This window comes from Methylobacterium sp. NPDC080182, from assembly GCF_050281105.1.
In the GTDB taxonomy this organism is placed as follows: domain Bacteria; phylum Pseudomonadota; class Alphaproteobacteria; order Rhizobiales; family Beijerinckiaceae; genus Methylobacterium.
Map to the genome: position 1 here is coordinate 1 of NZ_JBNNWO010000021.1, position 15,297 is coordinate 15,297.

18 protein-coding genes and 2 pseudogenes are annotated in these 15,297 nt (G+C 64.0%); 14 read left to right on the forward strand and 6 right to left on the reverse strand.

All coding sequences use genetic code 11. The annotated features are described in order from the left end of the window. Positions 1-663: 663 nt before the first annotated feature. Complete coding sequence (locus ACQKQD_RS28340) at positions 664-1,011, reverse strand: ATPase inhibitor subunit zeta (RefSeq protein ID WP_427510206.1); 348 nt, start codon at positions 1,009-1,011, stop codon at positions 664-666. A 175-nt stretch (positions 1,012-1,186) separates the two neighbouring features. Here ACQKQD_RS28340 and ACQKQD_RS28345 point away from each other — a divergent pair, with 175 nt between their 5' ends. From ACQKQD_RS28345 to ACQKQD_RS28365, 5 genes and pseudogenes are all read left to right on the forward strand, one after another. Further along, complete coding sequence (locus ACQKQD_RS28345; RefSeq protein ID WP_427510259.1) at positions 1,187-1,363, forward strand: ribosome modulation factor; 177 nt, start codon at positions 1,187-1,189, stop codon at positions 1,361-1,363. Positions 1,364-2,151: 788 nt separating this feature from the next. Next, complete coding sequence (locus ACQKQD_RS28350) at positions 2,152-2,418, forward strand: hypothetical protein (protein ID WP_427510207.1); 267 nt, start codon at positions 2,152-2,154, stop codon at positions 2,416-2,418. 104 nt (positions 2,419-2,522) lie between these two features. Beyond that, on the forward strand, positions 2,523-2,774 hold the full coding sequence (locus ACQKQD_RS28355; protein ID WP_427510208.1) for a DUF6894 family protein: 252 nt from the start codon (positions 2,523-2,525) through the stop codon (positions 2,772-2,774). Between the two features lie 188 nt (positions 2,775-2,962). Beyond that, positions 2,963-4,313, forward strand: a pseudogene (locus ACQKQD_RS28360) (IS3 family transposase). Positions 4,314-4,965: 652 nt separating this feature from the next. After that, positions 4,966-5,214, forward strand: coding sequence for a hypothetical protein (locus ACQKQD_RS28365; RefSeq protein WP_091681576.1), 249 nt, complete (start codon positions 4,966-4,968; stop codon positions 5,212-5,214). A 27-nt stretch (positions 5,215-5,241) separates the two neighbouring features. Here the strand turns inward: ACQKQD_RS28365 and ACQKQD_RS28370 are convergent, their stop codons facing one another. The 3 genes from ACQKQD_RS28370 to ACQKQD_RS28380 form a co-directional block, all read right to left on the reverse strand. After that, positions 5,242-5,550, reverse strand: a complete 309-nt coding sequence (locus ACQKQD_RS28370) for a heme utilization protein (protein ID WP_427510209.1) — start codon at positions 5,548-5,550, stop codon at positions 5,242-5,244. 479 nt (positions 5,551-6,029) lie between these two features. Further along, entirely contained in the window at positions 6,030-6,668 is a 639-nt protein-coding gene (locus ACQKQD_RS28375; protein WP_427510210.1) for a hemerythrin domain-containing protein, read from the reverse strand. 427 nt (positions 6,669-7,095) lie between these two features. After that, positions 7,096-7,707: a PAS domain-containing protein gene (locus ACQKQD_RS28380; protein ID WP_427510211.1), complete on the reverse strand. Its 612-nt coding sequence runs from the start codon at positions 7,705-7,707 to the stop codon at positions 7,096-7,098. A gap of 167 nt (positions 7,708-7,874) precedes the next feature. On the opposite strand from ACQKQD_RS28380, the gene ACQKQD_RS28385 reads away from it, so the two are divergent. After that, complete coding sequence (locus ACQKQD_RS28385) at positions 7,875-8,294, forward strand: hypothetical protein (RefSeq protein ID WP_427510212.1); 420 nt, start codon at positions 7,875-7,877, stop codon at positions 8,292-8,294. A 94-nt stretch (positions 8,295-8,388) separates the two neighbouring features. Further along, entirely contained in the window at positions 8,389-8,781 is a 393-nt protein-coding gene (locus ACQKQD_RS28390) for a hypothetical protein (RefSeq protein ID WP_427510213.1), read from the forward strand. Between the two features lie 987 nt (positions 8,782-9,768). Here ACQKQD_RS28390 and ACQKQD_RS28395 read toward each other — a convergent pair. Further along, positions 9,769-10,035 (reverse strand): hypothetical protein, encoded by a 267-nt coding sequence (locus ACQKQD_RS28395; protein WP_427510214.1) that lies wholly within the window; start codon positions 10,033-10,035, stop codon positions 9,769-9,771. 133 nt (positions 10,036-10,168) lie between these two features. On the opposite strand from ACQKQD_RS28395, the gene ACQKQD_RS28400 reads away from it, so the two are divergent. From ACQKQD_RS28400 to ACQKQD_RS28420, 5 genes and pseudogenes are all read left to right on the forward strand, one after another. Beyond that, positions 10,169-10,402: a DUF2171 domain-containing protein gene (locus ACQKQD_RS28400; RefSeq protein ID WP_091681586.1), complete on the forward strand. Its 234-nt coding sequence runs from the start codon at positions 10,169-10,171 to the stop codon at positions 10,400-10,402. A 247-nt stretch (positions 10,403-10,649) separates the two neighbouring features. Further along, positions 10,650-10,928 (forward strand): hypothetical protein, encoded by a 279-nt coding sequence (locus ACQKQD_RS28405; protein WP_091681588.1) that lies wholly within the window; start codon positions 10,650-10,652, stop codon positions 10,926-10,928. Continuing rightward, positions 10,925-11,188 (forward strand): site-specific integrase, encoded by a 264-nt coding sequence (locus tag ACQKQD_RS28410; RefSeq protein WP_427510215.1) that lies wholly within the window; start codon positions 10,925-10,927, stop codon positions 11,186-11,188. Before ACQKQD_RS28405 ends, ACQKQD_RS28410 begins: the two co-directional genes overlap by 4 nt. Before the next feature lie 63 nt (positions 11,189-11,251). After that, positions 11,252-11,521 (forward strand): annotated as a pseudogene (locus ACQKQD_RS28415) (transposase); the annotation flags it as partial. Positions 11,522-11,646: 125 nt separating this feature from the next. Next, positions 11,647-12,024, forward strand: coding sequence for a hypothetical protein (locus tag ACQKQD_RS28420; RefSeq protein WP_427510216.1), 378 nt, complete (start codon positions 11,647-11,649; stop codon positions 12,022-12,024). Positions 12,025-12,065: 41 nt separating this feature from the next. Here ACQKQD_RS28420 and ACQKQD_RS28425 read toward each other — a convergent pair whose 3' ends face one another. Then, positions 12,066-12,428: a hypothetical protein gene (locus ACQKQD_RS28425; RefSeq protein ID WP_427510217.1), complete on the reverse strand. Its 363-nt coding sequence runs from the start codon at positions 12,426-12,428 to the stop codon at positions 12,066-12,068. 205 nt (positions 12,429-12,633) lie between these two features. On the opposite strand from ACQKQD_RS28425, the gene ACQKQD_RS28430 reads away from it, so the two are divergent. Continuing rightward, positions 12,634-12,825, forward strand: coding sequence for a hypothetical protein (locus ACQKQD_RS28430; RefSeq protein WP_427510218.1), 192 nt, complete (start codon positions 12,634-12,636; stop codon positions 12,823-12,825). 345 nt (positions 12,826-13,170) lie between these two features. Next, entirely contained in the window at positions 13,171-14,865 is a 1,695-nt protein-coding gene (locus ACQKQD_RS28435; RefSeq protein WP_427510219.1) for a methyl-accepting chemotaxis protein, read from the forward strand. The last annotated feature ends 432 nt before the right edge of the window (positions 14,866-15,297 follow it).

The following is a 15,297-nucleotide window of genomic DNA, read 5'->3' on the forward strand; positions in this document are numbered from 1 at the left end:
CCCAGGAATTTGCCCTGGCGGCGGCCCTGCAGGCCGCCGAATGAGATCCGGAAGCTCACCTTCCGGCCGGACCAAAATCTGGGGGACCCTCACTGGGGCGTCACACCCGGGAGGTGGGCCGCGAGGGCACTCAGATGGCGGACCTCCCGCCTTCTCGCAGTTCAATTTCCGACCTAGTGGAATATAAAAGCGCCAATGCGATCGTGCTTTGCAATTTTGCTGACAATCGGATCGTCGTTAGCCGCATTCGCCGACGATGATTGCCCTAAGAACTTCCAAAATTATGGAATATTTTTGCAGGCGCAAAAGTCATGCGGCCGGAAGGCGGAATACCCCTTCATGAAGGTCATGAAGGCGTGCGCAAAAGAGACTCCGGAGCCCAAGGCTGTTGAACTGATGGACGCTGGCCGCCGGATTTGGGCGAGGAGCCTCATGCGCAGCAGCCTCGGCACGATGTGCGAGGAGGTATTATCCGGGCTCCCCGTGGCCCCGCGCCGTCGCACGCGCTGAGCCGTCCCAGCATTTTCCCAGCCCGCCCGGTCCGCCGTGGCGGGCTTCCTCATGCGCTGCCTCGACCAAGCTCTTCCGCGACATCGTGCAGAACCACGGGCGGCAGATGTCGAAGACGGATTAGCCTGCAGCGGCGTTCCTTGGCGGTAGTCGCTAGTTATGAGGAGAGGTTGGGCTAGCCATCCGGCCATCCGCGAAGCTGCGCTGTGCTGAGGTCTGAACCATCTCAGCTTCCAAATCCGCGAGCGGCACTTCCACACCGTTTGCAGCCAAATCGGCTCGGACACGCTCCAGCAGCGCAGCAGGCTTCAATCCCTCGATCCTTGCGGCGATCAGTGCCCGCGCATAGGCCTCTGATGTCATTCCATCCAGACCCAGCAAACGTATGGCTAGCTCAGCGACCGCTCGGATGCCAGCGATGTGGCTTGTGAACCGCATCTCCTCGCCATGTATATAGATAAGCTCGGCCGCGCGCTCGCGTTCTTCGAATGACCTCAGCATGGCTAGGCCCTCATGAAGCTACGGCCACTACCCATACACCGATTTTGCAGCGTCGCATATACCGCGACGCCTTTGCGATGGTGACAAACTACTGGCAGCAGTCCGAGGATCCCCGCAGCCTCCCCTCAGGTTCTACCTTTAAGACGTACTCTGTCTGAAGGAGGGTGACATGGATATGCGCCAGCCGCCGATCCTGAAGGCCATTTCTGAAGGGGCTCACGCTCGCGCGATCAGGCGCCCGAAAGACGCATGTCCGTACCCAGCCCAGTCGCCAGAGCGTAGAGCTTGGATGGAGGGCTACGACGGTAGATCCTGGAAGGATGGGCCAGATTGCCCGATGGCCGACGCCTGAACGGTCAGAGCGTAGCGCATCCCGGCAGGATAGCCACCGAGGCACGCGTCACGACCTCGACTGCCGGCAACCGATTCCGCGATGTGTTGCAGAACCATTGACGGCAGATGGCGAAGGCGGATCAGCCCTCATCTTCGGCAGGCTCTGACCACGACGCCCCATAGCGTTCGATTAGCTCTTGGTGCCCCGCGCCCGTAATCTCGTACTCGCCGCTGTCCTCTGCCGACCTCGCTTGACCGATGGTCACTACTAACCCGAGCGTCTCAAGGCGCCGCATGTAGACGCTGATCTGATAGAAGCGGGGCCGGTCGCCGCCAAGTTGCGGAGACAATACAGGCTGTTGGGTGCGAGCTTGTGCATCGCCCGTCAGCTTATCGGGAGGCCGCTGCCGTGTCAGTCCTGACATTGCGCTTCCCTCCACGAGGCGGCGGGCAGCTACCGTCTATGAACCCACCAGCGCAGCCTAAGCCGCCAGATCCGGGCTTTCAGACCAAACCAATACCATAGCGCAGCGGCTAGTTCGCCTCGCGTCGGCTTCTCCTTCTTTGGTGGCGGCAACTCGACCGGCATCAATAGGGCCTTTCCTCAACCGCATCCCCGGCACCTCGCCGTTGTCTTCGATGAAGATGACGCGGGCAGGTTCGTGAGTGACGCCTCGTTAACGCTGGGCGCCTATCCCGCCCGTCAGGTCCAGCCACCCGCCCGCCGTCGCCTCCTGGCGCGACCAGATCGAGCGCCTGTCCGAGCACGCCTCGCCGTGCCGTAACCTGACCCCGACGCGTTGGGCAGTGATGCGCGCGATCGCCCTGGCCTACCTCGACCAGCACGGCGCCGAGGCACACCGGCTCGGCTGGACCGCGCCGCAACTCTTCGGCGTCCATCCCGAGCACGGCTTCCTGCGGGTTGAGTGTGCCGGCGTGCTGATGGTCAACGACAGCCTGGTGGTCGGCGTCGAGCCTGACCGTATCGTGTTCGACCGGTTCTCCAGCTACCGGACGAAGCCCGGGCAGACCTGGGGAACGCCGATCTGGGAATTTGTGGCGCGGACCTACTGAAGTCTCCAACCTACCGCGGGGCCGGGCGAGTGATACGACCGGATTCGTTTAGAACCGTAGTGTAGCATTGATCGGCTATCGGGATTGTCCGCCCAACGAATCAGGTGGAGGCGCGGGTACCGCGCTACTTCTTCCATGTCCATGATGGTCACAGCGAGATTGACCTTGAAGGCTTAGACGCGGCCAGCGTTGAAGCTGCTCGGCTAATGGCCGTTCAACTCGCAGCGGAGACCCTGAGGGAGGGAGCCCATCGCCGAATGTTCGGCGACGCTTGGTACCTAGAGGTTTTTGACGAGACAGGCGGGATGGTCTGCAGCGTCGATGTGCGTGTCACCGTGCCGGTCGCTGGCGGTTAGGCACTGCGCCGTCAGCGCCTTTACCTGCTCTTCCGCTGCCGCTCCGCCGCACCCTCGGCCGCGTGCAGCTTCTTCGTGGCGATCAGCATGTCGAGGTAGGCGATTGTCCGCCGTCAGCACTCCTGAGACAGATTGAGGGTCTTCACGAACGGAGGATGGCTGGTTCATCGTAGCCCCCAGGAGCGAAGATGAAACAGACGTCCGGGCCGGCGCGGAAGCCGGCAGAAGCCGTGATCAAAGACATTCGCCGCGTCACGCGCCGGCAGTTCTCGGCCGAAGAGAAGATCCGCATCGTGCTGGATGGCCTGCGCGGTGAGGACAGCATCGCCGAGCTGTGCCGGCGCGAGGGCATCGCCAGCTCGATGTACTATGGCTGGTCCAAGGACTTCCTGGAGGCCGGCAAGAAGCGGCTGGCCGGCGACACGGCCCGTGCCGCGACCGCCGACGAGGTCCAGGACCTGCGTCGCGAGGCGGGTGCGCTGAAGGAGGTCGTGGCCGATCTCGTCCTGGAAAACCGCCTGCTGAAAAAAGTATGACCGGGGCTGGGGGCGACGAGGCATGAGGTACCCGGCCTCCAAGAAGCTGGAGATCATCCGGCTGGTCGAGCAATCCCATCTGCCGGTGCGCTCCACCTTGGACAAGCTCGGCGTCACCCGGGCGACGTTCTACCGGTGGTACGACGCTTTCCAGCGTGGCGGCCCCGAGGCATTGGCGGATCGCCCGTCCCGACCCAGCCGGGTCCGGAACCGGTTGCCCGCCGAGGTTCGCGATCAGATCGTCGCTCTCGCACTGGAGGAGCCAGAACTCAGCCCACGCGAATTGGCAGTGCGCTTCACCGACGAGCGGCGCTACTTCGTCTCGGAGGCGACCGTCTACCGCCTGCTCAAGGCCCAGGATCTGATCACCAGCCCGGCTTACATCGTGATCAAAGCCGCCAACGAGTTCCAGGACAAGACCACCGCACCCAACCAACTCTGGCAGACGGACTTCACCTGTCTGAAGGTGATCGGCTGGGGCTGGTACGACCTCTCGACCGTGCTCGATGACTTCTCGCGCTACATCGTGGCGTGGAAGCTGTGCGCGACGATGCAGGTCGGCGACGTCACCGCCACGCTCGACCTCGCGCTGGCGGCGGCCGGGCTCGATCATGTGCAGGTGGCGCATCGGCCGCGGCTGCTCTCCGACAACGGGCCTAGCTACGTCGCGGGTGATCTGGCCGACTGGCTCGGCAGCCGGGGCATGACCCATATCCGCGGCGCGCCCCGCCATCCTCAAACGCAGGGCAAGATCGAGCGCTGGCACCAGACGCTCAAGAACCGCATCCTGCTCGAACACGCCTAACTGCCCGGCGAACTGGTCGCGCGGGTTGCCGCCTTCGTCGAGCCTTACAACCAAGCTCGGGCTCACGAGAGCCTGGGCAACCTCACCCCCGCCGACGTCTACTTCGGCCGCGGCGAGGCCATCCTGCAGGAGCGGGCGCGGATCAAGCGCCAGACCCTCATCGATAGCCGCTTGCGCCACCACGCGCAGGCTGCCTAACCCTTCAACCCAGAAGGACCAGAGCCTCCGCTCCTGAGCGCTTCAAGTCGTCTCAAATCATCTGACGACGGACACCACATCACGCTTTGATATGCAACTGTAGTACTAGAACGGGAGCAGAACATAGCGAGACGGGTGGCCGAGAACACCGGCATCAACCGGCCATCTGTCATGGGCAGACGCGAACAGAGCAACACCCGTTGACGGGCCGTTAACCATGCGGGGTCATGCTGCCGACAGCGATCGGTCGAGGGGCCGAGCGACGGCAGAGCAGCTCTATGGCCTACCCCCCCTGGCCTCGGTGCGGCCTCGCCGTCGCAGTCGCGCTTGCCTAGTGTGGGTCGCTATCCTCTGATCTGACGCCGTGTACGAGGGACGCCAGGTAAATGGCGGACGCGATCATGGCGCAGGCCATGACGCCAAGGGCTTGAGCTGTTGGCAAGGTCATACCGGTAACCATGCCGTCCGGTTGTAGCGAGCGTGTTGCCGGATATAGGTAGGGCGATCACGAGCTAGCGATATGGCGTGGTCAGCCCGTGATCAGATCGGCCGATGAGGCTGAGATGCAGGGCGGGCATGCGACCGAGCGCCGGATCTTTCTCACGATGTGATGTGTTCAAGCTTCGCCGCGATCCGGCGGCCAGGACGTGCCGTGTACAATCCCTTCTTCTCGTCGCTGATGCTGGCCATTGAGGCGCAGCGCGTCATCGAACTGCGTTTGGTTCGTCTGGCCTGGGGCGGTAGCGAAGGACTGGCTGAGGCTCAGTCTATGGTGATTGAGAAGGTTCACGCCGCCGGCGAGGCGATGACGACACTGATGTTCGGCGGCTCGCCCGAAACGGTCGTCGCCCGCTACCGTGAGCACGTGGCTGCGAACACGAAGCGCCTCTCCACTCCGTGAAGGCCGTGTGGCTTCATCATAAAATGCCTAGCTAGAACGCTTCGCGCTCCAGTTGCCGCTGCACTCGACCAAGCCACCAAACGTGCGCCAAGTGCCGCTGCCGCTGCCCTTCGCGGTCAAACTGCCGGCGATCGGCACCTTATTCGAGCCCTGGGTGATCGTGGCTTGTACGGCGCCGGCCGCCGAGACACCGCCATCGATGTCGACCTCCTCCCCGGGGATCGACGCGTCGCTGTCCTTGATCTGCACCTTGTAGCTCGTGCTGGCTGAGCAGGGTCCTTCCGCAGTGGTGGCAACGATGGTCCAGAAGCCATCGAACTGGTTCGGTATCTGCACTTTTTTCGTCGCGGCATCCGCTGGGAGGAACGCGCCTGCCGTTAGCCCAGCCGCGAGGATCAGGGTCGGGGTACGTGTGACAGACTGGTCCGGAGATCGCGCCGCCGGAGACGGCTGCGCCACCGCAGAACGGATGTGTCGGCTCGATAGTTTCAGCGGCTACGCAGCCCCCTCTGCGGCCGAAAGCCAAGGTGCTCAGGCGGCTCGTCGGAGAGCGCCCCTTCCACGAGCAATTCGACCTTCAGCAACCTTCTGTTAACCATAACGGCCGAGGTAGCTACCAGCGATCGGCTGGGGGGCTGAGCGTCGGCAGAGCAGCACCGAGACCCGGATGTACGGTCTCGCGGTGCGGCCTCGTCGGCGCAGTCGCATCAAGCCCGCATCTGGAACACCAGGGCGGGCTTCTATCGTCAAATCGGGCGACGGAATGGCCTCGCTTCAGGCGAGCGGCTCATCCACCGGCATGCCCCACACCGTCTTCACCGCGGCATAGGGCGGGTCGCCCGCTGGGAAACACGCTCCCCAGCCTCGGCCGTTCTGTCAGATGTCGACCGGCCAAAGCGTCCGCCGTTCCAGACCAGATAGCCGAGGCCGGCTGCCACGCCGGCGAGCGTCGCGATAAGGGCGAACTCGCTCGACATGCCTCCCGCCACGGTGCCTCGCCGCCGCGACTGAAGCGCGTTCTTTTTGGCCCGCACGAACGCCCGTGTGGCAGCGGCAACCTCCTCGGGCGCGAAAAGCATCTGGGCTGCGGGGATCAACTCATGCACGTGGCGATGCAGGTGCTGATCCACGAGGAACGTGACATCCTCAAAGGTGTCGAGCCAGCCAGCCGAGTCCGCCCTACGGCGACGGGCGAGCTGCTGGAGTTGTCGCCTGAACTCAGCGTGGCCGCGGTTCAAGTCTTCGATCAGCGTGCGCGTCTGGCTCTCCCGGCTCAATGGGCCATACAAGCTGGCACCAAGGCCGATGGCATGCAGATCAAGCTCGTCCATGAGATCAGCCAGCATCTGCTCGCGGCTGCCGACCGCTCTGGGATCGTTGAGTGCGTATGGTATCTCACGGATCAGGCCACCAATGTTCTCATGGTCGCGCTCGATGAGTTGCCAAACGTCCATGCACGCCTTCCTTGCCGGTGGAACTACCAGCTCCGAACACCGTGCGCCCACAAAGCGTTCCTGATCGAGGTCGTACCGACCCAAGCCGCCACTCAGATGAGTGCCTGAGGATGCGGCGATGGCGTGCCAGAGTACCGCTTCGGGTCCTGTGCGCAGCCGGTATGTACCCTGCGATGGGTCAACCTCCGGCGGCGGTGTTCGGCGTTGGAGGCCGAAAGGACCACCGCACCGCGGCAGGACGGGCATCGCTTCGGCGCCATCACGAAAGCGCTCTTTGCCTCAGCGACGCTGATCTGACGCCAGGCACCCTCGATCTTCGCTTCACAGGTCTGATCCTCAAGCGTCGCCATGCCCGGGGGGGGGGCCATGGCGAGATGGCTCGCACCAGCCTGCGGCCGAGCGGACTGGCGCGACAGAATGGCAGCCCTCAGTTCATCCGCCGACGCCGTTCCCGAACCTCCTGCTGGGCGAGCCTGCGTCCGAGCGCCATCAGCAGCTTGTCCGCCCGTGCCTTCAACTCAGCGTCCTGCAACTCCACGATCGCCTGTTGGGCGGCGATAGCGTGCTCGGCCGCCCGGTCCAGCGGCCGTTCCATCGAATGGGTTTCGACTTCGCTGAACGCGTCCTCAGACATCCGCATCTGGGTTATGTCCACCAAGATGCCAGCACCGCCTACCGACCGGCCGAGATGATCAATGCTGAAGCGGCCTCGATCTAGGACCCAGCGCGTCTGGCCATCGGCCGATATCACTCGGTATTCGGCGAGATATGTGCCGCCGTCAGCGCGGCAGCGGCGGATCTGAGCGAAAATGCGCTCGCGGTCATCTGGGTGTATGCTGTCGATGAAGAGCGAGAGCAGCACACCCTGCTCAGCTTCGTCGGGATCGACATCGAACAGCAGCGCCACGAACCCATCAACACGGGCTCGATCGGTCGCCGCATTCCACTCCCACCTACCAATCACGTCGAGCGCATCGAGCGCGGCTTGAAACGCTTCAGGAGAGGTCTGTCCACTTGCGAGCTTAAGCTTTGGCACCACCGGACCCGCCTTGGTTCGTCCTAACGTGAGTTAATAGACCTTTGAAGACAACCTCAAGGGGATTAAATTTAAGACTTCACTACTGTTGCGTGTATGACACTACCAAAACGGATAGATCGTACTATTGATGCACGCTGAGGTGGCATGCACGCCCTAAGGAGGGGCCGATGGGATCGAAGGCGCGGCCTCTAGGCAAAGACACTCTGTGCGGACTGATGGCGGAAGAGTTCTCTGATCGCGCGACACGGCCTGGCTGTCTAAAGACCAACCGGCTTCGCGCATCTTTCCGCTGCCGAGAGGAGCCGCCTGCGCCACTTCGGATGACGGCGGCCACCCACTCGTTCGACCAGACCTTCACCCTCCAGGACACCGCACGCCAGTTTGACGACCTCGCCCCGTCGGCGCGCTGTGATGCCGGCCCGCTCGGCAAGCTGCAGAGTGCTGATCGGCTCGTCGGTAAGAGCGGTGAGGATGCGGGCACGGATCGGAAGTTGTCGGCTCACGATCCCCCGAGCCCCATTCCCAAGAAAGCGGCAGACAATCATCCAACTTCGCTGCTCCAGCAACGGTTTAGCCGCTCTGATTGATTAAGGATCCCTGGAGGGATTCGCCTCAATCCATGTTGGGCAAGGTCGCTTCTGGCCGCATGGTTTAATGGCTACGCTCGCCGTAGGCCGTGGGATGGCTTCCAGTTTCGCCCCCACCATGCTCCCCGACGCCGCCGCCCTGTGGCGCAGCGCGCTCGAGGATCTGTCAGAGCACGCCTCCCCCTGCCGGTATCTCCTCCCAGCTCGATGGACCGCACTACGGGCGAACGCCGTGGTCTTCTGCGAGCAATTTGGGGCCGAGGCGCATCGGCTCGGCTGGACGGCCCCTGAGCTGTTCGCGGTGCATCCGGAGCACGGCACCCTGCGCGTGGACTACTGCGGGGTGCTCATGGTGGTGAGCGAGCCTGTCCGAGGCGTCGAAGCGCAGCGGATCTTGTTCGAGCGGCTGACTGGCTACCGGAACAAGGTCGGCCAGCAGTGGGGCATCCCGGTATGGGAGTTCGCCAAAAGGGGCGGTGGCCGATGAGGAGGGTTTCTAAGTCTCCGTTGCCCATCAAATGAAGGGTGACTGTTCGGGTTCAACCGCTACCGTGTCCGCCCAATCGAGACTCAACACCTTCCGCCCCGCCGGCAGTGCTGCGCGGGGCTTTTCTTTACCTTCGACGTGCAAAATGCCGTTGGATCCAAGCCCTTGCCCCCACTGGCGCGGATCTGGATTAGCCCGCCCGGTCCGCCGGAGCGGGCTTTTTCAAGCTGAAATGTCGATCAGTTCATCGTCTTAGGCCGATCGCCGACGAAGGGACCGATCCCAGTGGCTTCGACCGTCGCAAGGAAGGCCGCGTGTGCATCTGTGTCTGTGGCGAACGTGTCCTGCCAACGGGTGCAGCCGGAGAAATGCACCACCTCCATCCGCCAGCGATCCTGTGTGCCGGCAAGGCGGTAGATCTCGACCTCAACCTCATGTCCGTCGCGGGTGAAGAGGCCCGATAGGGGGGGAAGTCTCGAAGTCGTAGTCCTCGTCGTCCACTCTCGCCGCTCCGTGTCGCTGAGCAGCGCGCCGCCCGGTCTCAACCTGGGACGGACGCGTAGAGTATGCTCGCACAATCCGGCAACCGACGCCCGCCATCTAGCCCCGCGAGCCGCGTTGCGTATCGGCTCTTATAAGTGAGGCCATCGAGACCCATGCCGCCGCAGAGCGAACCGCTACCTGCCGCCACTCGCGGCGAGAAGGCTGGCCGGCTTGCAGCGAGCGAGATGATCAAGACGGCGAGCGCCGAGACAGGAGGTCTTCAAGGCGTCATGAGCCGGCTGGGAGCAGTCGGGAACATCGTGGCCGAAGGGCATCTGAAAGCCGGAATGCCAGCGGCTGAAGTCCGAGCATGGCACATCGGCTTTCAAGCGGGGATCAGTCTTGAACTCGGGGATCACATGCGCCGCTTGCGATTGGCCACTTAATACCCCGCCCCGTGAGCAGACCGGCCGACGTGTGTGGCTAGGCTGGGGTCGGCCTCGTTCACCCCTGAACGGGGAGGCCCATGATAACGGCGGTCTTCACCATCGTGCGTCGCAGGCCGGGCGTCGTCGCCTCAATTGCCAGCAGCTTCTTGGCCTGTGGGTGCATCTCGATTGCCTTCGCCACATCGGCGGTATGGCCGGACTTGAAGGCGAACGGCTTGGCGCTCTCGTCCTTCAGGTAGGCGGCCGTCGCCGCTTCGATCTCCTCGTCCGTGATCTCGGCTTTGCGGCGCAGGTCGCCGACGCTGGGGATCTCTTTGGCCATGCCGGAGGCCTACCGCGGAGCCCCTGCCCCGTCCATGACCGGCCTCCGCGCTCACTCATTCGGGGCCAGCCAATTGAGCCGGAACATCGCCGTTTGGACTCCAGTTACGGCTGCTCAACAGGGAGTGAAACCGATGGTCGATGTCGCGCAGATCCAGGAGCATGCCGAGGTAGTTGGCTCGGACGGGAAACACGTCGGAACCGTCGATCATATCGACAAGGGCGAGATCAAGTTGACCAAGAAGGACGCGGCCGCGGGGGGCCTGCACCACTTCATCCCGGTCGATTTTGTGCAATCGATCGAGGGGGGAAAGGTTCATCTCGACCGACCAGCGGATGAGGTCATGCGCGAGTGGTCGACGTCCTGACACGTCGGCGTCAACGGCAGACTGAAGCTTCCGATGCTGACCGGGCGGCCATATCATCACGGCTCGCCCGGTCTCGCGCACATCCCGACCGCGTCCGCAGGTCATTGGCCGGCGATAGTCCGATCAAAAAACCAGTGCCACGCCTCCACAAGACCACGTTACGACGTGACAGCGCGATCCCGTTGGCAGTTCCCACATCTCAAACTAAGGTCCGATAAGAAGAGATTATCGGACACCAGCAGATCCCATGCCGTCGACGCTGCCTCGCCTTCCCTTCTCACACGCCGGGCAGGAGTTCGTCGTCAAGGCGCGGCCGGTGGCGGATGGCGTCGAGGTTCGTGGCTTCTGGCATGCGCGCTCCAAGGAGCGGACGCGGTTCTTCGTCGTCGTGCCGACTGACGCTATCGAGAAAGCCAAGCGACCTGACTGGGCTGATCCGGTGCAAGCCGCGCTGAAGCTCGTTCGGAAGCAAATCGTTTCGGCGATCGACGGGGGCGAGCCGCTAGCCGAGGACCCTCAGCCTTGAGCACCGAAGTCGCCCTCCCCTCATCGACCGGGCTTCAGGCGTTCGCCGGCCGGGCGCGCGAGTATGCGGATCAGTCTCGAGCAGCGAACACGCGGCGCGCCTACGCTTCCGATGTGCGCGCCTTCGCAGCCTGGTGCGAGATGCGTGGTGAGCCGTCTCTGCCGGCAAGCCCAGCTGCTGTCCTGGCCTACCTCATCGACCACGCGACCACGTTGAAAGTTGTCACGTTACAACGTCGTCTGGCTGCCATCCGCGAGTGATCCGCCCCCAGTGAAGTGGTCCGCCCTGAGGTATGGCTTTCAGGCCAGGACGAGGACGGACAGATGGGAACGAAGCGGCACAAGCCGGAGGATGTCGTCGCCAAGCTGCGGCAGGTGGATGTGCTGGTCTCTCAGGGCCAGAGCGTCGGGGACGCGATCCGCACGATTGGCGTGACGGAGGTGACGTACTACCGCTGGCGCAAGGAGTACGGCGGCCTGAAGAGCGACCAGGTCCGGCGCATGAAGGATCTGGAGACCGAGAACCAGCGGCTCCGGAAGGCGATTGCGGATCTCACGCTCGACAAGCTGATCCTGCAGGAGGCTGCCCGGGGAAACTGACCAACCGCTCCGGTGGTGAGAACGCCGCCAGGCTGGCGACGCCTCAGGCCTACGCCAACAGCTTCGGCGGCGGCGGTGGGGGAACCTTGCCGGCGCTGGCAGCCTCACGCGGGGGCTTGATGGGTTCGACCGCCCAGCGCGGCGGCTTCGGCTTAAACGGCATCGTCGGTCGGGGCGCAGTCGTGCCGGGACAGGCTTCGGCCATGCCGGGTGTGGCCTCGCTGTCCGCTCAACCGATGGCGCTCGCGCCCAATCCGGTCGGGTTCTCCTCGGATCCGGTGGCCCAGCCCCAACAGCCGGGCAATCAGTACGTCCAGATCGGGAACGCCCTGAAAGCTGCGGCGGCAGGTCAGCAGAAGCAGGGACAGAAGGGCGGCGGGATGCAGCTCGCCCAGCCGGGGCGGCCGAGCCCCATCGGCCTGCAGCAGGCCAAGGCGATGTTCGACCCGGGCAGGTTCTACGGGGTGCTGCGCGACGCAGGGGTTCGCGGCGTCTGAGGCGTTGCCGTCGGGGTCCGAGCGTCAGATGGCCCAAGCCCTTACCGCTGTCGCCCGATCAAACCTCGCATTCTCAGGCTGTTGAGGTAGGCCCGCTGGAGAGGACACCAGAACGCGGCACCGCTCTCGCGGAGCGCCGCAGTGTCTTCAGTCTCAGCGACATTCATGGCCTTCAGCAGCCGGTCCTGACCGAAGCGATCGAGCGACTGCGAGAAGAGCGTAGTTCCGATCTCCTGCAGTTGGGCTTGATCGACAGCGTAGAACGGCGCGCAATTCCGACCGATGAGGGTTACGCGGACGATCATCCGTGCGGCTTGGTCGAGACGAGTGGCATCTTGAGGCAGCGTAGCTTCAGGCGCCTTGGTCGGCCCGGCGACCACATTGCAGCTCGTGAGCGTGAGCATGACCAGTCCGCAGTGCGCGACAGAGCGGCGACCACGGGCAAGAGATCGAGCGTGCACAGCCAAGCCTCTCCGTGAGGCGAGCCTCTTCTGTGGGTCGTAGGTCCGATCCTGTCGCTCGAGCATATCTTCAGGATGGCGAACGTCACGGTGGGTGTCGAGGCGCTCGCATTGGCCCTACCGTCATCTTGCAGCTACAGGTCTGCCCATGCCCGACAAGCTCGACGCCCTCCTCGAACGCCTCAAGGCGCACCAGCGCACGCTCATCCTGGCGATGGCCGAACATGACGGCCTGCCGGCGCAGAGCGCGATCCATCAGGTCGCCGAGCTTGAGAACGTCATCGCCGCGGTTGAGGCGGTGGCGGCTGAGGAAGCCGATCGAGCTCGGCGAAACACCTGAGCCTGAGCTGCAGCCGTTAGGCGCATATTATCAGACCTAATACGTTTCTGTTCAGCTTACATCTTCTCGGTGCGAGCGGCATCGAAATTAGCAATTTCAAGTTGATGTTTAGATCAAAACAAGCCATCCGAGCGACAAAACACCTAATTACCGCAGCTTTAATAGGTATTTAACCCGGGCACAGGTAAGGGCAGAGCTAGATGTCTGGGACAAATTGATCCTAGAACTTACTCTTCTCTAGACTACGCGATCCTTTGTCACGGCCGGCAGGTACCTAGACATTAAGTGGGTGCGACGTGTCGGTTCGTCACGATGAGATCGGCCTCACGCCATGAGAGCCGTTGGATGCCTCACCGTATTGCTTGGCCTAGCGTCTCGCTGCCAGTCCGTCTGAGCCTCGTCGGAGCCGGTCTACTCAGCCTCGCCTCCATCTGTACGGTTGGCCTGATCCTCCGCGAGGTTGAAGCCGACATGACTCAGCACGCGTCCACCGTGCTGGAGAGCAACATGCGCCTGCTGCGTCAGACCCTGGTCGATGAAGGCGGCTCAGAGCGCTTCAGCCTCGTAGACGGACATCTGCAGATCGGATCCCACCGCATCAGCCAGGACGATCCTGCCGTCGACCGTGTTCAAGCCATCATTGGCGGCACCGCGACCGTCTTCCTCGGCGATACACGCATCGCCACCAACGTCACCAAGCCAGATGGGGCACGCGCAGTCGGTACACGGTTGGCTACCGGCCCGGTCTACGACGCCGTGCTAAAGCAGGGGCGCCCGTTCAGAGGCAAGGCCGAGATCCTTGGGGTTCCGTATTTCACTGCCTACGATCCGATCGCCGCGGCTGACGGAAGCACGATCGGCGTCCTCTACACGGGGGTGAAACAAGCAGATTATCTAGCCGTCGTCAGCCGAGTGCGGACAGAGGCCGCCCTGATTGGCGTACTGCTGGCAGCTGGCTGTAGCGTTGCGTTCTGGTTCCTCGTGCGCCGAAGTCTCAAGCCGCTGAAGCGCCTTGAAAGCATCATGCGACATCTAGCATCCGGCAATGTGGCGGTTGAGGTGTCGGAGACGGCGCGCCGCGACGAGATCGGCGCGATGGCGGGCGCTGTCCAGGTCTTCAAAGACAACCTGATCCAAACCCGTCAGCTCGAAGCGGAAACCGCCCAGGCACGCCTCGCCGCTGAGGAGCAGCGCCGGATCGGCATGCGCCAGATGGCCGACAGCTTCGAAGCGGCGGTCGGCGGCATCGTCGGGCAGGTCTCCGCCTCCGCGACGGAGCTGCAGGCCACCGCCGGCTCCATGTCGGCCATGGCAGGCCAGACCTCGGCGCAGTCCGGCGCGGTCGCGGCCGCCGCCGAGGAGGCCGCCTCGAACGTCAGCACCGTCGCGGCCGCCGCCGAGGAGCTCGGCGCCTCCGTCCAGGAGATCGGGCGCCAGGTCCAGGGTTCGGCCGAGCTAGCCCGCTCCACCGCCACCGAGGCCGATGAGACGAGCGCCCTCGTGCAGGAACTCAGCAGCGCCGTGGCTAAGATCGGCGACGTGGTTGGCCTGATCTCCTCGATCGCCGGTCAGACCAACCTCCTGGCGCTGAACGCCACGATCGAGGCCGCCCGCGCGGGCGCGGCGGGCCGCGGCTTCGCGGTCGTCGCCTCCGAGGTGAAGGCGCTGGCGGAGCAGACCGCCCGCGCGACCGGGGAGATCTCCAGTCAGATCGGCCGGATCCAGGGCGTGACCGGTCAGGCGGTCTCCGCCATCGGGACGATCACCGGGCGCATCCGCGAGATCAACAGCGTCGCCACCTCGATCGCGGCCGCCGTCGAGGAGCAGGGCGCGGCGACGCAGGAAATCGTCCGCAACGTCACCCAGGCCGCGCAGGGCACCGGCGAGGTGACCAGCAACATCGCCGGCGTGGCCAACGCCGCGGAGGAGACCGGCGCGGCGGCGAGCCAGGTTCTGGGCGCCGCCTCGGAGCTGTCCCGCCAGTCCGAGCACCTGTCCGCCGAGGTCGAGCGGTTCCTCGCCACCGTACGGGCGGCGTGACCTGCGTTCGGTTGGACGGAACGACAACGGCGCAGTAACCCGTGAGGTCACTGCGCCGCTGGATCGGGCCGCAGAGGGGCGATAGCGGCCTTGAGGAAGGGCTATGCCTGACGCCGGCTCCGCGAGGTGCGCCCGAACACATCCAAAAGGATGTGGCCCGGTGGCGACAGCGATCAGCCATCACCTGTGGACGGCGCGAACTGCCCCTGATCCGTCAAGGTTCAGGAGCGAGCGTGCTGACATCGCTCCCGATCCGGCCTCGCCATGTTCGCCAGCCCTCACGCCTTCGTTCTCCATCACCGCGAGCCCCTCGCCGTGCTCCTCTCCTCGGCCCTGTTCATAGCCGGCGCGCTCCCGTTGTTCTGGGCGATCGGCTGAGGATCCTGGCGCACCCAGGATTTACCTCGGCCCCCCGTTAGTAGGCGTCAGCCG